Genomic DNA, 14,766 nt, shown 5'->3' with positions numbered 1-14,766 from the left:
CATGTGGCCAGGACAGCAGCAGCCGCCCGGGGGAGAACCCAACCCCCAGGACGCGCATCAGAACCCGTACCAGCAGCAGCAGCCGGGAACGCCGAACCCGTACCAGCAGCAGCCGCCGACGGCGGCGTACGGGGAGCAGCAGCAGCCCGGCTACGGGTACCCGCAGCAGCCCCCCGCTCCTCAGGCGTGGGGCCAGCAGCCCCCGACCGTTCCCGTACCCCAGTGGGGCGGCACCCCGCCGCCCCCGCCCCCGCGCGGCGGTAGCCCCTTCTCGACCAGGACCGTGGCCATCGTCGCGGCCACGGCCGTCGTCGTGGCGGCCGTCGGCACCGGGGCGTTCGTCCTGACCCGGGACGACAAGGCCGCCGACCAGGCGGACGGCAAGCCGAGCTCCTCCCCCTCCGCCCCGGCCTCCTCCGCCGCGCCCGCCCCGGCGAGCCCGAGCGCCAACCCGCGCGGCGGGGCCGACGCCAAGCCGGTCATCCCCGGCTGGAAGGTCGTCCTCAACCCGAAGTACGGCACCGCCTTCGACGTCCCGCCGGACTGGGAGGTCAAGTCCTCGGGCCTGTCCATCGGCTTCGAGGACGACTCCAAGAACGACGGATCGCCCCTCGTGATGATGTCCGCACCGGCCTTCCTCAAGGAGGACTGGTGCAAGGTCGACGCCAACAAGGACGGCAAGGAGGAGTCGACCGAACTGGCGGGCACCGCCACCAAGGGCGGCATGGGCGCGAAGGGCACCGCCGAGGCCGCGTACAACGAGGCCGGCAACTGGGCCTTCGCCGCGTACGCCCAGAAGGCGCCGAAGGGCACCACCAAGGTCACCGAGGCGAAGGAGTACACGACCTCCTCCGGACTCAAGGGCCACATGGCGACCGCGACCGTCAGCGGCCTGCCCAAGGAGAACAAGTGCTCCACCGACGGCAAGTCGGTCGCCTTCAGCTTCACGACCGCCAAGGGTGACCTCTCCACCTGGGTCCTCTACGGCGTCGCGGGCGTCCCGGGCGAAGTGACCAAGGAGACCTACGAGAAGATCCTGAGCAGCGTCCGCCTCCAGGCGGAGTGATCTCCGCCGCCCCGCCTCCCGGGCCGGATATCCGCTTGGATTCCCGGCCCGGGGCGGGGATAGTCCCGGGGTGAGCTCCTCCCCCGCCCCCTCCCCCTCCCCCGGGACCGCCCGTCCGTCCTCCTCCCGCCGCAGGCCGGAGTGGGCCGGCCGCAACTACACCCTGCTGACGGGTGCCGCGGTCATCACGAACCTCGGGAGCCACGGAGCGCTCATCGCGACCGCCTTCGCGGTCGCCCAGGCAGGCGGCTCCGCCGGCGACCTCGGCCTGGTGGCCGCCGCCCGTACGCTGCCGCTCGTCCTCATTCCTGCTCATCGGCGGAGCGGTCGCCGACCGGATCCCCCGCCACCGCGTCATGGTCTCGGCCAACGTCCTCAACTGCCTCTCGCAGGCCGCCTTCGCCACCCTCGTCCTGACCGGTGACCCCAAGCTGTGGCAGATGATGCTGCTGACCGCGCTGTGCGGCACCGGCACGGCCTTCTTCAACCCGGCCGCCGAGGGCATGCTCATGGCCAGCGTCTCGGGCCCGCAGGCGAACCGCGCCTTCGCCCTCTTCCGGATGGCGATGAACGGCGCCAGCGTCGGCGGAGCGGCCCTCGGCGGGGCCACGGTGGCCTTCATGGGCCCCGGCTGGGTGCTCGCCGTGGACGCGGCCGCCTTCGCCGCGGCCGGAGCCCTGCGGGCCTTCCTCGATGTCGGCCACATCGCCGAGCGCGCTCCCGGCGGCGGACTGCTGGCCGATCTGCGCGAGGGCTGGGTGGAGTTCAGGAGCCGCCCCTGGCTGTGGAGCATCGTGCTCCAGTTCTCCGTCGTCGTGGCCGTCGTCGGCGCCGCGGAGGCGGTCTACGGGCCCCTGGTCGCGCTGGAGCAACTGGGCGGGGCGGCTCCGTGGGGCGTGGCCCTGGCCTTCTTCGGCCTCGGCACCATCGGCGGGGCCGTCTTGATGATGGCCTGGAAACCGCGCCGCCTGCTGTTGGTCGGCACCCTGTGCGTGTTCCCGCTGGCGCTCCCCTCGGCGGGGCTGGCGGTGCCGCTGCCGGTGTGGGGACTGTGCGCCGTGATGTTCGTGAGCGGCGTGGCCATCGAGGTGTTCGGCGTGAGCTGGATGACGACGATGCACCAGGAGATCCCGGAGGAGATGTTCTCCCGCGTCTCCGCCTACGACTGGTTCGGCTCGCTCTCGATGCTCCCGCTGGCCACGGCGGTGGCCGGCCCGGTCGAGTCCGCGATCGGCCGCACCTCGGCCCTCTGGGGCTGCGCGGCGCTCGTGATCGTGGTGACGGCAGCCGTCCTCCTGGTCCCGGACGTCCGCCGCATGACCCGCAAACCGCCTGCCACCCTCACCACATCGGGCCCCGCCGACGCCGAGCCCGCCGCACCGGGCCCCACCCGACCCGCCTCCGCCGAATCCAGCCCCGCCGGCGTGTGAGGCGCGGGTCTGGGGCGGAGCCCGGGGGTCCGGGCGCAGCCCGGGGAACGGGGGAAGGGCGGGCAGGGGACAAGCCGCCCCGCGCAGCGGCCCGCGAGCCCCCTCAGCCGAGGCTGAACGCCCCCTCCGGCGGCTCGGGCGAAGCCACCGCCTCGGAGTCGGCCACCGGCCGAGCCCCCCGCATCAGCCGCGCGAGGGCCGCCCCCGCCTCCACCCGCGCGGGAAACACGTCACCCGCGCACACCCTCGAAAGCGCCGCCACCGGCAGCCCCCGTTCCGAAGCCAGCAGCACCGCGTTCCCGAACCGCCGCCCCCGCAGCACCCCCGGCTCCGCGATCAGCGCCAACTCCCCGAAGACCGCCCCGAAGTTCGCGAGCTGCCCCCGCAGGAAATCGAACGGCGCCCCGTCGGCGAGGTTCGCCACGTACACCCCGCCGGACCTCAGCACCCGCGCCACCTCCCGCGCGTACTCCACCGAGGCCAGCGAAGCCGGCACCCGGGACCCACCGAAGACGTCCCCCACCACGACGTCCGCGCTCGCGTCCGGCGCCGCGGCCAGCCAGGCCCGCGCGTCGGCGACGTGCACGGTGATGCCGCTCCCGGCCGCGACCGGCAGGAACTCCCCGACCAGCGCGACGAGGCCGGCGTCGAACTCGACCACGTCCTGCCGCGACCCCGGCCGGCCCGCCGCCGCGTACCGCGGCAGGGTCAGCGCTCCGCCGCCCAGGTGCAGCAGGTCCAGCGCGGCCCCCGGCTCGCCCACGCAGTCCAGGACGTGTGCGAGGCGGCGTACGTACTCGAACTCCAGGTGCTCCGGGTCGTCGAGGTCCACGTACGACTGAGGCGCCCCGTCCACGGTGAGCAGCCAGGCCCGCTCCCGGTCGATGTCCGGCATCAGTTTGGCGGTGCCCTGGGCCACGTCCCGGACCACCGGGATCTGTTCGTCACTCACCGGACCATTGTCAGGCCCCCGGAGCCGCCCACACCTCGCGCGCCTGCTCCACGTGGACCGCGGCCTGCTCCAGCCCCGCCCGCGCGGCGGGATCGCGGCGCGCGGGGTCCAGTACGTTGCGCCCGAAGACCTTGCGGGCCCCCGCGGAGGGGGTGATCAGCAGCACCTTCGCCCCGGCCTCCCGCAGGCGCGCGGCCTGCGCCGCGGGCGAGGGGATCAGCCCGGCGCCCGTGGCCATCGGCGCGAGGATCACCACGCGCGCGTAGCCGGCGGCGAGATCGGCGTTGGTCGCGGAGCGGATCCCGCCGTCGATGAACCGCCGCCCCGCGACCGTCACGGGCGGCCACACCCCGGGTACGGCGCAGCTCGCCGAGACGGCATCGACCAGTCCGGCCTCGCTCCCCCGCTCGAAGGCCGCGAGTTCGCCGGTCAGCGCGTCCACCGCGGCGACGACGAGGCGCCGCGAGGGCCAGTCGTGGGACACCAGCCGGGCTTCGAGCACCTTGCGGCGCACCGCCTCCGGCTCCGTGTCGGCGGCGAGCGCGAAGGCTCCTATCCGGCGCCGGTAGGACTTCGCGTCGCGGGAGCGGACCATCGCGACGGCGTACCGCCCGATCAGGGAAGCCCCCAGCTTCGCGGGGAGCTCCCCGCCGGGGTCGCCGAGCTGGCGCTCGTACAGCTCCTGCGGGGTGAGCAGTCCTGAAGTGAGCTGCGCGCCGACGACCGAGCCGGCCGAGGTCCCGACGACGAGGTCGGCCCCGGTCAGGTCGACGCCCGCGCGGGCGAGCCCGTAGAGCATCCCGGCCTCCCAGCCGACGCCGGTCAGCCCGCCGCCGCCGAGCACCAGAGCCGTGCCCTTGCCTTCCCCGCTACCGCTGCCGCTCCCGCCGCCCATGAACCGCTCCCTCCCCGCATGCCAGTGATGGCGGCAGTCTGGCGCAAGCCGGCCACCGCCACCACAGCGGGCCCTCCACGGCCTGCGCGGCCACTACCCGACCTCGGTCACCGTCCCGGCCCCTCCGGTGCGCCCGCCCTCGCGGGCGTCGACTGGACTCGGGCGAGTCAGCTCGTCCCCGGGGTGCCGCCGATGTTCTTGAGGGCCTCGCGCACCGAGAGCGGGGACAGCGACTCCCGCTCGGCGGTGACGAAGGCGCGTACGGCCGCGGGGTCCGTCTTGGCGTACTCGCGCAGGCACCAGCCGATGGCTTTGCGGACGAAGAAGTCGGGGTGGCCGCCCTGGTGGCGGCAGTACGCGAAGAGCCGATCGGTGTCGGTCGCGGACGTGAAGCGGAGCTGGTGGAGCAGGGCGGTGCGGGCCACCCACGGGTCTCCGTCCTCGATCCACTCGTCCATGACGGCCGCGAGCGCCGGGTCCGCCGCCACGAGCGGGCCGACCGTGTGCGCGGCGAGCAGGTCGACGGTGTCCCACCAGGAGCCGGTCACGATCAGGTGCCGGACCACGGGCAGGATGCCGGAGGAGCAGCGGGAGACGTGCCGGCGCAGGTAGTCGACGGCGAAGTAACGGTACTCGCGCTCGGGAAGCCCCCAGCAGCGCAGTGCGAGCGCCACGCAGTCCGTTTCGGATGGTTTCGGGGTGTTTTTGGTCACGGCCTTCGACAGCTCGCGGCGCAGCGGGGTGGGGATCCCGAGGAAGGGCGAGACGTCTTTCATGTACGCGGCCATGGGCCCGGCCCGCCCCACGTCGGCCGCGGCGCCGTAGGACTCGGTGAGCCGCGCGACCAACAGCTCGGCGAGGGCGCTGTGCGGAACCGGCGGAGGCCGCCGGTCGTTCGACTGCATGAGGCCCAGATTACGGCGCTCGGCCAGGACGGTCGGTTAGTCTCCCGGAATGTCCCTCCTCCTCGCGCCGTGGACCCGGCTCTCGCTGCTCGTCGTGCTGCTCCTCGCGGCCGGCGTCTGCGTCGTGCTGTACGAGCCCCAGCGTCTCCTCGCGGAGGGCTGGCCCCCGGGACTCCCGGTGGGCACCGCGGTCCTGCTCTTCGCCGCGGCGTACGGGGTGTGCACGGCCGCCCTGGTGCCTCGCCCGCTGCTGAACCTGGCCTCCGGGGCGCTCTTCGGCTCCCAGTTCGGCCTGGTCGCGGCCGTCGGAGGCTCGGTCATCGGCGCGGGGATCGCCTTCGGCCTCGGCCGGATGATGGGCCAGGGCGCCCTGCGTCCGCTGATCCGCGGCCGCTGGCTGCAGGCGGCCGACGACCAGCTGGCCCGGCACGGCTTCCGCTCGATGCTGGCGGTCCGGATCTTCCCCGGTCTGCCCTTCGCGGTGGCCAACTACGCCGCCGCGCTGTCCCGCTGCGGCTGGCTCCCCTTCCTCCTCGCCACCGCGATCGGCGTGGTCCCGAACACCGCCGCGTACGTGATCGCGGGGGCCAGCGCGTCCTCCCCGACCTCCCCCGCGTTCCTCGCCTCGTTCGGCTTCATCGCCCTCTCCGCGGTGGGTGCGGCGGTCGTCGCCTGGCGCAAGCGGCACCGGCTGGCGCCCGTACGCAGGCCCGAGCGAACCGTGCCGGCGCGGGAACTGACGGCCGTACACCCCCCTGTGGTCACGGCCGCTCCGCACGGGCCCTAGCATCGGACGCGAACTGCCCGACGATCACAAGGACGAGCGCACCCCGACATGAGCTGGTTCGAATCCCTAATCCTCGGTCTCGTCCAGGGGCTTACGGAGTTCCTCCCGATCTCCTCCAGCGCCCATCTGCGGCTGACCGCGGCGTTCGCCGGCTGGCACGATCCGGGAGCGGCCTTCACCGCCATCACGCAGATCGGCACCGAGGCCGCCGTGCTGATCTACTTCCGCAAGGACATCGCGAAGATCATCTCCACCTGGTCCCGCTCGCTGTACACGAAGGCGCTGCGCTCCGAGCAGGAAGCCAAGATGGGCTGGCTGGTGATCGTCGGCTCGATCCCGATCGGCGTCCTCGGCCTCGCCTTCAAGGACCAGATCGAAGGCCCGTTCCGTGACCTGCGGCTGATCGCCACCACCCTCATCGTGATGGGCATCGTGCTCGGCATCGCCGACCGGCTGGCCGCGCGCGACGAGGAGGGCGGCCGGCACCGCGCCATCCGCGAGCGCAAGACCTTGAAGCAACTGGGCGTCAAGGACGGCCTCATCTTCGGTCTCTGCCAGGCGTTGGCCCTGATCCCGGGTGTGTCCCGGTCGGGTGCGACGCTCTCCGGCGGTCTGCTGCTGGGCTTCACCCGCGAGGCCGCGGCCCGCTACTCCTTCCTCCTCGCCATCCCGGCCGTGCTGGCCTCGGGCCTGTTCGAGATCATGGACGTGGTGGAGAACCCGGGCCACATCGCCTGGAGTCAGACGATCTTCGCCACGGTCGTCGCCTTCCTCGTCGGCTACGCGGTCATCGCCTGGTTCATGAAGTTCATCTCCAGCAAGAGCTTCATGCCGTTCGTGATCTACCGGGTCCTGCTCGGCATCCTGCTGTTCGTCCTGATCGGCATGGGTGTCCTCAGCCCGCACGCCGGCGAGTCGGCCGGCTAGACCCCGTTCTCAGGGGAAAGCGATACCGCTCACCGCTTCGTACGAACCGGAGGCCGCTCGGGAACGTTCCCGGGCGGCCTCCGCGTCGTTGTGCTGGGAGAGACCTGAAGGCGAGCAGCAGGGGGTGTCCCATGGGTCGAGTGGTGCTGGAGCGGTTTCCGGCCGGAAGTCCGAGGGGGAGTTGGCCGGCGGAGGAGTACGCGGCGCAGCGGACGCGCGAGGGCGTGCCGGCCGAGGTGGTGATGGATCTGGCCAGCGACGCGTACCTCGTGGTGGTCCGTCCCCGGGAGGCGCGTTCCGGTCACTGAGCCGGTGGCGGGGCGTCCGGGCCGCGCACGCCCCTTGGCCTCCGCGCCCCGCGCCCGCACACTGTCCCGATGACGCAGCGTGTGGACCTTGCGGGCGTGATGGACCGACTGGCGATCGACGAGCTGGTCACGGAGTACGCCATCGCCGTGGACGACGGCGACTGGGACGCGTACCGTGCCCTGTTCGCCCCGGGCGGGCGGGCCGACTACGCCTCGGCCGGCGGGATCGAGGGCCCGGCCGGGGAGGTCGCGGACTGGCTCGCGGAGACGATGAAGCTGTTTCCGGTGCGCCAGCACCTCATCGTCAACCGGCTGATCCGGATCGCGGACGTGGGCGGCTCCCCCGGTGACACCGCGGAGGTACGCGCGGACTTCCTCAATCCCATGCGGCTGGCCGGTGAGGAGTCGGGCTCCGCCGATGCCGGCGGCCCGGCCGTCACGGCGCCCAACTTCGTCGCGGCGGGCCGCTACACCTTCGCCGTCGCCCGTACCGCCCGGTCCGGCTGGCGGCTCTCGCGCGTCACCGTCCACGAGAAGTGGCGGCACATGTCGTTCTGATGGTTCGACCGGCAGGGGTGTTCCACACTGGAAGCGGAGGCCCTACCTCATGCTGATGGTCCCGACGGTCCCGGCGGTCTCGAAGCGGCCCCCGTGGTGGCGTGCGGTGGCGGCGTTCACGGCGGGAGCCCTGCCCTGCCTCGCCTTCCCCGCACCCGCGCTGTGGTGGTTCGCCTACGTCGCCCTCGTGCCCTGGATCCTGCTGCTGAGGTCGGCCCCCACCGGCCGGCGCGCGGCCCTGGAGGGCTGGCTCGGCGGCGCCGGCTTCGTCTTCGCCGTCCACCACTGGCTGCTGCCCAGCCTGCACGTGTTCCTCTTCGCCGTGGCGGCGCTCGTGGGCCTGTTCTGGATTCCCTGGGCTCTGCTGGTACGGGAGTTCCTCGGCGGGAGGCCCGGCGGGGGCCGGGCGATGGCCGCGCTGGTCCTCGTACCGGCGGGCTGGCTGCTGTCGGAGCTGGCCCGGTCCTGGCAGGGGCTGGGCGGGCCGTGGGGGCTGCTCGGCGCCAGTCAGTGGCAGGTGGCGCCCGCGCTGCGGCTGGCTTCGGTGGGCGGGGTCTGGCTGGTCGGCCTGCTGGTCGTGGCGGTGAACTGCGCGCTGGTGCTGCTGATCACCGGGCCGGGGGCGCGGCTGCCGGCGCTGGCCGGGGTGACGGGCTGCGCGGTGCTGACGGGGGTGGTGTGGCTGTGGGCGCCCCTCCCGGAGCCGGCGGGCTCGCTGCGGGTCGCCCTCGTTCAGCCGGGCCTGCTCCCGGACTCCGCGGACAGCGCGGAGCGGCGCTTCGCCGTCGGGGAGCACCTGACCGGGACCCTGGCCGGACCGCGCCCGGACCTCGTGGTGTGGGGGGAGAGCAGTGTCGGCGAGGACCTGACGGCCCGCCCGGACCTGGCCCGGCGGCTCGCCGCCGTGTCGGCCCGGGTGGGGGCTCCGCTGCTGGTCAACGTGGACGCGCGGGCCGCCGACCGGCCGGGGATCCGCAAATCGGCGGTGCTCGTCGGTCCCGGGGGCCCGACCGGTGACCAGTACGACAAGATGCGCCTGGTGCCGTTCGGCGAGTACGTGCCGGCCCGCGCGCTGCTGGGCTGGGCCACCTCGGTCGGCAAGGCGGCGGACGAGAACCGCGTCCCGGGCAGCGCGCCGGTCCTGATGGACCTGCCGGGCCGGGCCGGCGTCCGGGTCGGCCCACTGGTCTGCTTCGAGTCGGCGTTCCCCGACATGAGCCGCCACCTCGCCCGCGAGGGGGCGGCCCTGCTGGTCGACCAGTCGGCCACGTCCACCTTCCAGGACAGCTGGGCGCCGGCCCAGCACGCCTCGCTGTCCGCGCTGCGCGCCGCCGAGACCGGCCGTCCCGTGGTCCACGCCACCCTCACCGGCATCAGCGAGGTGCGCGGCCCGTCCGGCGAGCGGATCGGGCCGGCGTTGCCCACCTCGGCGAGCACGGCGCGCGTGTACGAGGTCCCGCTGGCGCGCGGCACGACCCCGTACGTCCGCTTCGGGGACTGGCCCGTGGGCGCCGCGCTGGCCGCTCTGGCCGTCTACGGCGCGGCTGCGGGCGCCCGCTCCGTGCGGCTCGGGAGGCCCAGCCGGGCGCCCCTCGGGACCCCTCGGACGCCGCCCGGATAGCAGGCCGGGCGGCCGCCCGGAACACGGCCGATCAGGACGCCTGCTCCAGAGCGGAGCGCACCACCCGCTCGCACAGTTCGTGGGTCAGCAGCGCGTCGCGCGCGCTGAGGGTCGTGCCGGTGGCGACGGCTTCCAGGAAGGCGTCGACGACCTGCTCGATACCGCGCTGGCGGGCCACGGACACCCAGTCCCCGCGCCGCCGGACCGTGGGCTGGCCCTTGTGGTCGATGATCTCCGCGAGGTTGACGACCTGGCGCTTGGTGTCCTGCCCGGAGACCTCCAGCACCTCCTCCGTGGAACCGGAGAGCCGGTTCATGATGCCGAGCGCGGTGAAGCCCCTGCCAGACAGCTGGAGCACCACCTGGCTCATCAGGCCGTCCCGCACCACGGCCCGTACGTCGACCTGGTCGGCCTCGCCGGGCAGCAGGAAGCGCAGCGTGTCGACGACGTGGATGAAGTCGTCCAGGACGAAGGTCCGTACGTCCTCGGGCAGCCCGACCCGGTTCTTCTGCATGACGATCAGGTCCCGCGCGTGGTCGGCGCACTGCGCGTAGCCGGGCGCGTGGCGGCGGTTGAAGCCGACGGCGAGGGAGACCCCGCGCTCTTCGGCCAGTTCGACCAGGCGCCGCGATTCCGCGATCTCGTAGGCGATCGGCTTGTCGACGTACGTGGGCACGCCCGCTTCCAGCAGCCGTTCCACGATCTCGGGGTGGACGGCGGTCGGGGCGTGCACGAAGGCCGCGTCGAGCTTCTGCGCGAGCAGCGAGTCGAGGTCGGCGTGCAGGCGTTCGGCCGGGACGCGGTGGTGGGCCCCGATCCGTTCGAGGGTGGCCGGGGTCCGGGTCTGCAGGTGCAGTTCGAGCCCCGGGCGGGTGGTCAGGACGGGCAGGTACGCCTTCTGCGCGATATCGCCGAGTCCGATGCAGCCGACCTTCACCGGGACCTCCAGGTGTGTTGCGTGTGGGAGTACGCAGCCTAATCGGTGGTGGCCACGGGCGTGTTCGACCAGGATGGGGACCATGACGATCACCAGCGGATCCCACCGCGCAGAACCCTCCACCACGGCCGACGAGCGCGAGATGCTCGACGGTTGGCTCGACTACCACCGCTCCACCCTGGCCTGGAAGTGCGAGGGGCTGTCCGACGCACAGCTCCGCACCACCCCGCTCGTGCCGTCCGAACTGAGTCTGCTGGGGCTGGTGCGCCACATGGCGGAGGTGGAGCGGTACTGGTTCCGGGAGATCATGCTGGACGAGGAGCTGCCCGAGCTGTACTGCACCCACGAGAACCCGGACGGGGACTTCCACTTCGCGGACGAGGACACCTGGGGCGGGGCCGAGCAGGTGTGGCAGACCGAGATCGAGCTGGCCCGGCAGGCCGTGTCCGGCCGCTCCCTGGACCACGCCTCGAAGCCCGAGAGCCACCGCCGGGGCGAGGTGTTCAGCCTGCGCTGGGTCTACCACCACATGATCGAGGAGTACGCGCGCCACAACGGCCACGCGGACCTGCTCCGGGAGCACATCGACGGCGCCACGGGCGAGTAGCCGTCACCCGTGCGGGGTGAATATCGGCTCCGGGTTTTCGCAACGGGGTCCTCGCACAGCAGAGTTGTGTGAGTGCATCCAACCCGAACCACGACAAAGCTGCTGCTCGGCGTCGCCTGTGCGGTCTCGGCCGTCTCCGGCTGCGTGAACGTGTCCCCGGCCTCCCTGCAGCCCGCGGCCGCCCCCGGCACCTCGGGGGCGCCGCCCCGGCACGAGCCCCGCGGCGGGCCGGGGTCCGCGCCGGTGGTCGTCAGGGCACCCGTCCTGGAGGCGCTGGAGGCAGTGGAGGCAGTGCCGGGACAGCCGGCCGGGCCGGCCCCCTCCGCTTCCGGCCGGGCCGCCGTCCCGCGGGCCGGGGTCCCCGCCGCGGAGGCGGCGCGGGACGGCCGGCCGGGATACCGCGGAGGGCCGGCGGCAGCCGCGCCGGTCCCGGACATCCCGGGGCCCCGGCAGCCCGGCGGGCACGGGGACCGCGCCGACGGGCGTCCGGGCGGGCCGCACCCCGGCCGGCCCCGCTCCGAGGGCGGCGAGGTGCCGCGCGAACTGGTGCGGGAGCTGCCGGTGCGGCCGGCCGACGTGTGCGCGCTGGGCCGCCGGCACGGGCGCTGGCACCCGGACAGCCCCGAGGCCCGGATCTGCGCGGGCGTCCAGGGCGGCTGACGGCCCGACGCGGCCCGGCTGCGCGGGCCGGCTACTGGTTCTGCTCCGGGAACGGGCGGGGCCCCTCCCCCGGTTCCGCCGCGAGCCGCCGCTCCAGTCGGGCGATGGCGGCCCGTACGCCGTTCCCGTACCCGTCGTCGCCCAGGGCCCCGGTGGCGGCGCGGGCCCGTGCCAGGTGGATCCGGGCCGCCGCCGGACGCCGTAGCTTCACGTAGTCGGCGGCCAGGCTCAGGTGCAGCGACGGGTAGAAGACCCGTACGGCCGGGGGCGGACCGGGACCGTCGGAGTCGGCGTGCGCGGCGGCCAGCGCCCGCAGGTCCCAGGCCAGCTCCTCGGCGGGGTCGTCCTGCGCGTCGGCGAGGTAGTGCGCGAGCGTGCAGCGGTGCAGGGAGTCGCCCTCCGTGCCGATCTCGGACCAGATCTCGCCGAGCCGGTTGCGGGCCTCCTCGCGGTCGCCGGCGTGCAGCAGGATGGCCGCTTGGCCGATCCTGGTCATGACGGCGTCCTCAGACGCCTCCTGCTGCTCGGTCAACGCGGCCTCCGGCTTGTTCCCGTCAGACCTGCTCCGGTCTGATCATCAAGACGCTAGCCGGAGGCACCTGCAATGCCGCCTAGGCGCGGTCGGTCATCGGCCCAGGTCCGGGATCCTCCAGTCGATCGGCGCATGGCCCTGGGCGGCGACGGCCTCGTTGATCTGGGTGAAGGGCCGGGAGCCGAAGAACTTCTTGGCCGACAGCGGGGACGGGTGGGCACCCTTCACGACCGCGTGCCGCTCCTCGTCGATCAGCGGGAGCTTCTTCTGCGCGTACGCCCCCCAGAGGACGAACACGGCCGGGTCGGGACGCTCGGCCACCGCGCGGATCACCGCGTCGGTGAACCTCTCCCAGCCCTTGCCCTTGTGCGAGTTGGGCTCGGCCTCGCGGACGGTGAGCACGGCGTTGAGCAGCAGGACGCCCTGCTCGGCCCACGGCATCAGGTAGCCGTTGTCCGGGATGGGGGTGCCGAGCTCGGCGTGCATCTCCTTGTAGATGTTGCGCAGCGAGGGCGGGGTCTTCACACCGGGCTGCACCGAGAAGCACAGCCCGTGGCCCTGGCCCGCGCCGTGGTACGGGTCCTGGCCCAGGACCAGGACCTTCACCTGGTCGAACGCCGTGGCCTCCAGGGCCGCGAAGACCTGCTCGCGGGGCGGGTAGACCGGCCCGTTCGCCCGCTCCTTCTCGACGAACTCGGTGAGTTCTTTGAAGTAGGGCTGCTCCAGCTCTCCGCCGAGGACGGGGAGCCAGGACTCGGGCAGCATCTGGGTCACGGCGACAACCTCCGGTACACGTTGTTCGAGACTTCGCGTCTGCGCGTCTCCGCGCCCGCGCAACTGCTTCGCGCGGCGGACAAGAACTTACCGGGGGCCACTGACAACGCGGCGCCCGCCCGCCCCGCCCGGGTGGGCGGGGCGGACGGGCGGGGCGGCGTACGGGCCTGCTACCAGCTCGTCTTGCGGTACAGCTCCCACACCTGCATGACGGTCTGCGGGTCGAGCGCCCGCTCCGCGCCGGCGATGTCGTCGCGGGCGGCGACGTACAGCTTGCCCTGCCACAGGGGCAGCAGCCGGACGTCGTCGGCGAAGATCTGCTGGGCCTTCTCGAACTCGTGGATGCCGGCCGACCGGTCGCTCTCGCGGCGGGACTTGGGCAGGATCACGCTCAGGATCTCGTTGGACTCGTACGGGGTGCCGACCGCGTTCTCCTTGCCGACGAACGGCGCGATGAAGTTGTCCGGGTCCGGGAAGTCGGGGAACCAGCCGCGGCCGAAGACCGGGTACTCGCCCTTCTTGTAGCCCTCCTGGAAGGCCTTCCAGGGCTGCCCGCGCAGAGTGATCCTGAAGAGCCCGCTCTCGTCGAGCTGGCGCTTGAGCTCGGTGAACTCGTCCGCGGTGGAGGCGCCGTAGCGGTCGGTGGTGTACCAGAAGGTCAGGTCCACGGGCGTGGGGATGCCGGCGTCCTTGAGGGTCTTCTTGGCCTTGGCCACGTCCGGCTGGCCGTAGGTGTCGTAGAACGGCGTCTTGTGCCCGACGACCCCCTTGGGGACCATCGAGTAGAGCGGCTCGGCGGTGCCCTGGTAGACCTTCGAGACGAGCGCCCCGCGGTCGACGATCTGCGCGATCGCCTGGCGCACCTGGACCTTCGCGACCTGCGGGTCCTTCGGGTTGAAGATCAGGTAGCGGATCTCCGAGCCGACGTTCTCGACGACCTGGACGCCCGCGTCCGCCGACGCGGGGGCCTGGAGGTCCTTGACCTCGTCGGCGGAGAGGCCGCGGTAGGTCGCGTCGATCTCCTTGCCCTTGAGGGCGGCGATCATCTTCTTGGAGTCCGCGAAGTAGCGGATCGTGACCCCGCCGTTGCGGCGGTTGGCGAAGCCGTTGTAGCTCCCGTTGCGGTTCAGGACCGCCTCGCCGGCCTCTTTGTACGACTCCAGGGTGTACGGGCCGGAGCCGGTGACCTTGTCGCCGTCGCGCAGCTTGTCCGCCGGGTACTGCTTCGGCGAGACCAGCGAGGCGGCCGGGGAGCCGAGCACGAAGGGGAAGGTGGCGTCCGGAGTGTTCAGGTGGAAGACCACCGTGTGCGAGTCCGGCGTCTCGATCTTGTCCAGGCTGCCGAAGAGGGCCTTGGGGCCGGACGGCGCGTTGATGGCCATGATCCGGTCGAGGGAGTGCTTGACGGCCTTGGCGTCGAGCGGCTCACCGTCGGAGAACTTCAGGCCCTTGCGCACGGTGCAGCGGTACGACTCGTTGCCGGAGTCGGTGAACTCGCAGCTCTGGGCGGCGTCCGGCTGGGGCTTGGTGGCACCCGTGGGGAACGCCAGCAGGGTCTGGTAGACGTTCCGGTAGAGCTCCCAGGAGCCGTCCCACGCCGCGGCCGGATCGAGGGTCGTGGGTGCGCTCGTCGTTCCGACGACAATCCGCTCTTCTCCATTGCCGCCGTCGTCCGAGAACAGGCCGCATCCGGAGAGCAGGGATATGGACGCAAGGGCCGCAGTGATCTGCAGGCATCTGGTCCGGTTGAACACGTGCACGCTCCTCGATCAGCCAGGGGTGCGGCAGACCCTACCGCAGAGCCTCA

At 73.0% G+C, this 14,766-nt stretch carries 15 protein-coding genes and 1 pseudogene; 9 read left to right on the top strand and 7 right to left on the bottom strand.

Annotated features, from left to right (window positions below):
* Position 1: 1 nt before the first annotated feature.
* The gene (locus tag AC6CKD_RS30940; RefSeq protein ID WP_498331918.1) at positions 2–1,066 is read left to right on the top strand and encodes a DUF8017 domain-containing protein; all 1,065 of its coding nucleotides are present in this window, start codon (positions 2–4) and stop codon (positions 1,064–1,066) included.
* A 70-nt stretch (positions 1,067–1,136) separates the two neighbouring features.
* Positions 1,137–2,496, top strand: a pseudogene (locus AC6CKD_RS30935) (MFS transporter).
* A gap of 103 nt (positions 2,497–2,599) precedes the next feature.
* On the opposite strand, the gene AC6CKD_RS30930 reads toward AC6CKD_RS30935, so the two are convergent.
* The 3 genes from AC6CKD_RS30930 to AC6CKD_RS30920 form a co-directional block, all read right to left on the bottom strand.
* Positions 2,600–3,391: a spermidine synthase gene (locus AC6CKD_RS30930; protein WP_498332036.1), complete on the bottom strand. Its 792-nt coding sequence runs from the start codon at positions 3,389–3,391 to the stop codon at positions 2,600–2,602.
* Between the two features lie 67 nt (positions 3,392–3,458).
* A complete protein-coding gene (locus AC6CKD_RS30925; RefSeq protein WP_498331916.1) occupies positions 3,459–4,343 on the bottom strand; it encodes a patatin-like phospholipase family protein in 885 nt (294 codons plus the stop codon).
* A 167-nt stretch (positions 4,344–4,510) separates the two neighbouring features.
* Positions 4,511–5,248, bottom strand: coding sequence for a DNA alkylation repair protein (locus AC6CKD_RS30920; protein ID WP_498331914.1), 738 nt, complete (start codon positions 5,246–5,248; stop codon positions 4,511–4,513).
* Between the two features lie 49 nt (positions 5,249–5,297).
* Between AC6CKD_RS30920 and AC6CKD_RS30915 the strand changes: the two genes are divergently transcribed.
* The 5 genes from AC6CKD_RS30915 to lnt all read left to right on the top strand — a co-directional run bounded on the left by AC6CKD_RS30915 (position 5,298) and on the right by lnt (position 9,449).
* The gene (locus AC6CKD_RS30915) at positions 5,298–6,035 is read left to right on the top strand and encodes a TVP38/TMEM64 family protein (RefSeq protein ID WP_498331913.1); all 738 of its coding nucleotides are present in this window, start codon (positions 5,298–5,300) and stop codon (positions 6,033–6,035) included.
* 48 nt (positions 6,036–6,083) lie between these two features.
* On the top strand, positions 6,084–6,962 hold the full coding sequence (locus AC6CKD_RS30910; protein WP_498331912.1) for an undecaprenyl-diphosphate phosphatase: 879 nt from the start codon (positions 6,084–6,086) through the stop codon (positions 6,960–6,962).
* Positions 6,963–7,093: 131 nt separating this feature from the next.
* On the top strand, positions 7,094–7,270 hold the full coding sequence (locus tag AC6CKD_RS30905) for a DUF8839 family protein (protein ID WP_266876352.1): 177 nt from the start codon (positions 7,094–7,096) through the stop codon (positions 7,268–7,270).
* 69 nt (positions 7,271–7,339) lie between these two features.
* On the top strand, positions 7,340–7,828 hold the full coding sequence (locus AC6CKD_RS30900) for a nuclear transport factor 2 family protein (protein ID WP_498331910.1): 489 nt from the start codon (positions 7,340–7,342) through the stop codon (positions 7,826–7,828).
* Between the two features lie 49 nt (positions 7,829–7,877).
* On the top strand, positions 7,878–9,449 hold the full coding sequence (gene lnt / locus AC6CKD_RS30895) for an apolipoprotein N-acyltransferase (protein WP_498331908.1): 1,572 nt from the start codon (positions 7,878–7,880) through the stop codon (positions 9,447–9,449).
* A gap of 31 nt (positions 9,450–9,480) precedes the next feature.
* Here the strand turns inward: lnt and AC6CKD_RS30890 are convergent, their stop codons facing one another.
* Complete coding sequence (locus AC6CKD_RS30890; protein WP_498331906.1) at positions 9,481–10,386, bottom strand: Gfo/Idh/MocA family protein; 906 nt, start codon at positions 10,384–10,386, stop codon at positions 9,481–9,483.
* Positions 10,387–10,468: 82 nt separating this feature from the next.
* Here AC6CKD_RS30890 and AC6CKD_RS30885 point away from each other — a divergent pair, with 82 nt between their 5' ends.
* On the top strand, positions 10,469–10,993 hold the full coding sequence (locus tag AC6CKD_RS30885; protein ID WP_498331905.1) for a DinB family protein: 525 nt from the start codon (positions 10,469–10,471) through the stop codon (positions 10,991–10,993).
* A 72-nt stretch (positions 10,994–11,065) separates the two neighbouring features.
* Positions 11,066–11,653 carry a hypothetical protein gene (locus AC6CKD_RS30880; RefSeq protein ID WP_498331904.1) on the top strand — a complete coding sequence of 196 codons (588 nt, stop codon included), beginning with the start codon at positions 11,066–11,068 and terminating at the stop codon, positions 11,651–11,653.
* Between the two features lie 31 nt (positions 11,654–11,684).
* Here AC6CKD_RS30880 and AC6CKD_RS30875 read toward each other — a convergent pair whose 3' ends face one another.
* From AC6CKD_RS30875 to AC6CKD_RS30865, 3 genes are all read right to left on the bottom strand, one after another.
* Positions 11,685–12,149, bottom strand: coding sequence for a hypothetical protein (locus tag AC6CKD_RS30875; protein ID WP_498331902.1), 465 nt, complete (start codon positions 12,147–12,149; stop codon positions 11,685–11,687).
* Between the two features lie 129 nt (positions 12,150–12,278).
* A complete protein-coding gene (locus AC6CKD_RS30870; protein WP_498332035.1) occupies positions 12,279–12,950 on the bottom strand; it encodes a uracil-DNA glycosylase in 672 nt (223 codons plus the stop codon).
* A 179-nt stretch (positions 12,951–13,129) separates the two neighbouring features.
* Complete coding sequence (locus tag AC6CKD_RS30865; RefSeq protein WP_498331901.1) at positions 13,130–14,713, bottom strand: ABC transporter substrate-binding protein; 1,584 nt, start codon at positions 14,711–14,713, stop codon at positions 13,130–13,132.
* Between the last annotated feature and the right edge of the window lie 53 nt (positions 14,714–14,766).

The sequence above is a fragment of the Streptomyces sp. GQ60 genome, from assembly GCF_059758875.1.
This window is presented reverse-complemented; position numbering and strand designations above follow the sequence as displayed.

What these genes read in the sequence shown, in the direction of transcription:
- lnt (WP_498331908.1), top strand. Translation starts at nt 7,878, where the DNA reads ATGCTGATGGTCCCGACGGTCCCGGCGGTCTCGAAGCGGCCCCCGTGG.
- AC6CKD_RS30885 (WP_498331905.1), top strand. Translation starts at nt 10,469, where the DNA reads ATGACGATCACCAGCGGATCCCACCGCGCAGAACCCTCCACCACGGCC.
- AC6CKD_RS30875 (WP_498331902.1), bottom strand. Translation starts at nt 12,149, where the DNA reads ATGACCAGGATCGGCCAAGCGGCCATCCTGCTGCACGCCGGCGACCGC.
- AC6CKD_RS30925 (WP_498331916.1), bottom strand. Translation starts at nt 4,343, where the DNA reads ATGGGCGGCGGGAGCGGCAGCGGTAGCGGGGAAGGCAAGGGCACGGCT.
- AC6CKD_RS30910 (WP_498331912.1), top strand. Translation starts at nt 6,084, where the DNA reads ATGAGCTGGTTCGAATCCCTAATCCTCGGTCTCGTCCAGGGGCTTACG.
- AC6CKD_RS30920 (WP_498331914.1), bottom strand. Translation starts at nt 5,248, where the DNA reads ATGCAGTCGAACGACCGGCGGCCTCCGCCGGTTCCGCACAGCGCCCTC.
- AC6CKD_RS30905 (WP_266876352.1), top strand. Translation starts at nt 7,094, where the DNA reads ATGGGTCGAGTGGTGCTGGAGCGGTTTCCGGCCGGAAGTCCGAGGGGG.
- AC6CKD_RS30930 (WP_498332036.1), bottom strand. Translation starts at nt 3,391, where the DNA reads ATGCCGGACATCGACCGGGAGCGGGCCTGGCTGCTCACCGTGGACGGG.
- AC6CKD_RS30915 (WP_498331913.1), top strand. Translation starts at nt 5,298, where the DNA reads ATGTCCCTCCTCCTCGCGCCGTGGACCCGGCTCTCGCTGCTCGTCGTG.
- AC6CKD_RS30870 (WP_498332035.1), bottom strand. Translation starts at nt 12,950, where the DNA reads ATGCTGCCCGAGTCCTGGCTCCCCGTCCTCGGCGGAGAGCTGGAGCAG.
- AC6CKD_RS30900 (WP_498331910.1), top strand. Translation starts at nt 7,340, where the DNA reads ATGACGCAGCGTGTGGACCTTGCGGGCGTGATGGACCGACTGGCGATC.
- AC6CKD_RS30940 (WP_498331918.1), top strand. Translation starts at nt 2, where the DNA reads ATGTGGCCAGGACAGCAGCAGCCGCCCGGGGGAGAACCCAACCCCCAG.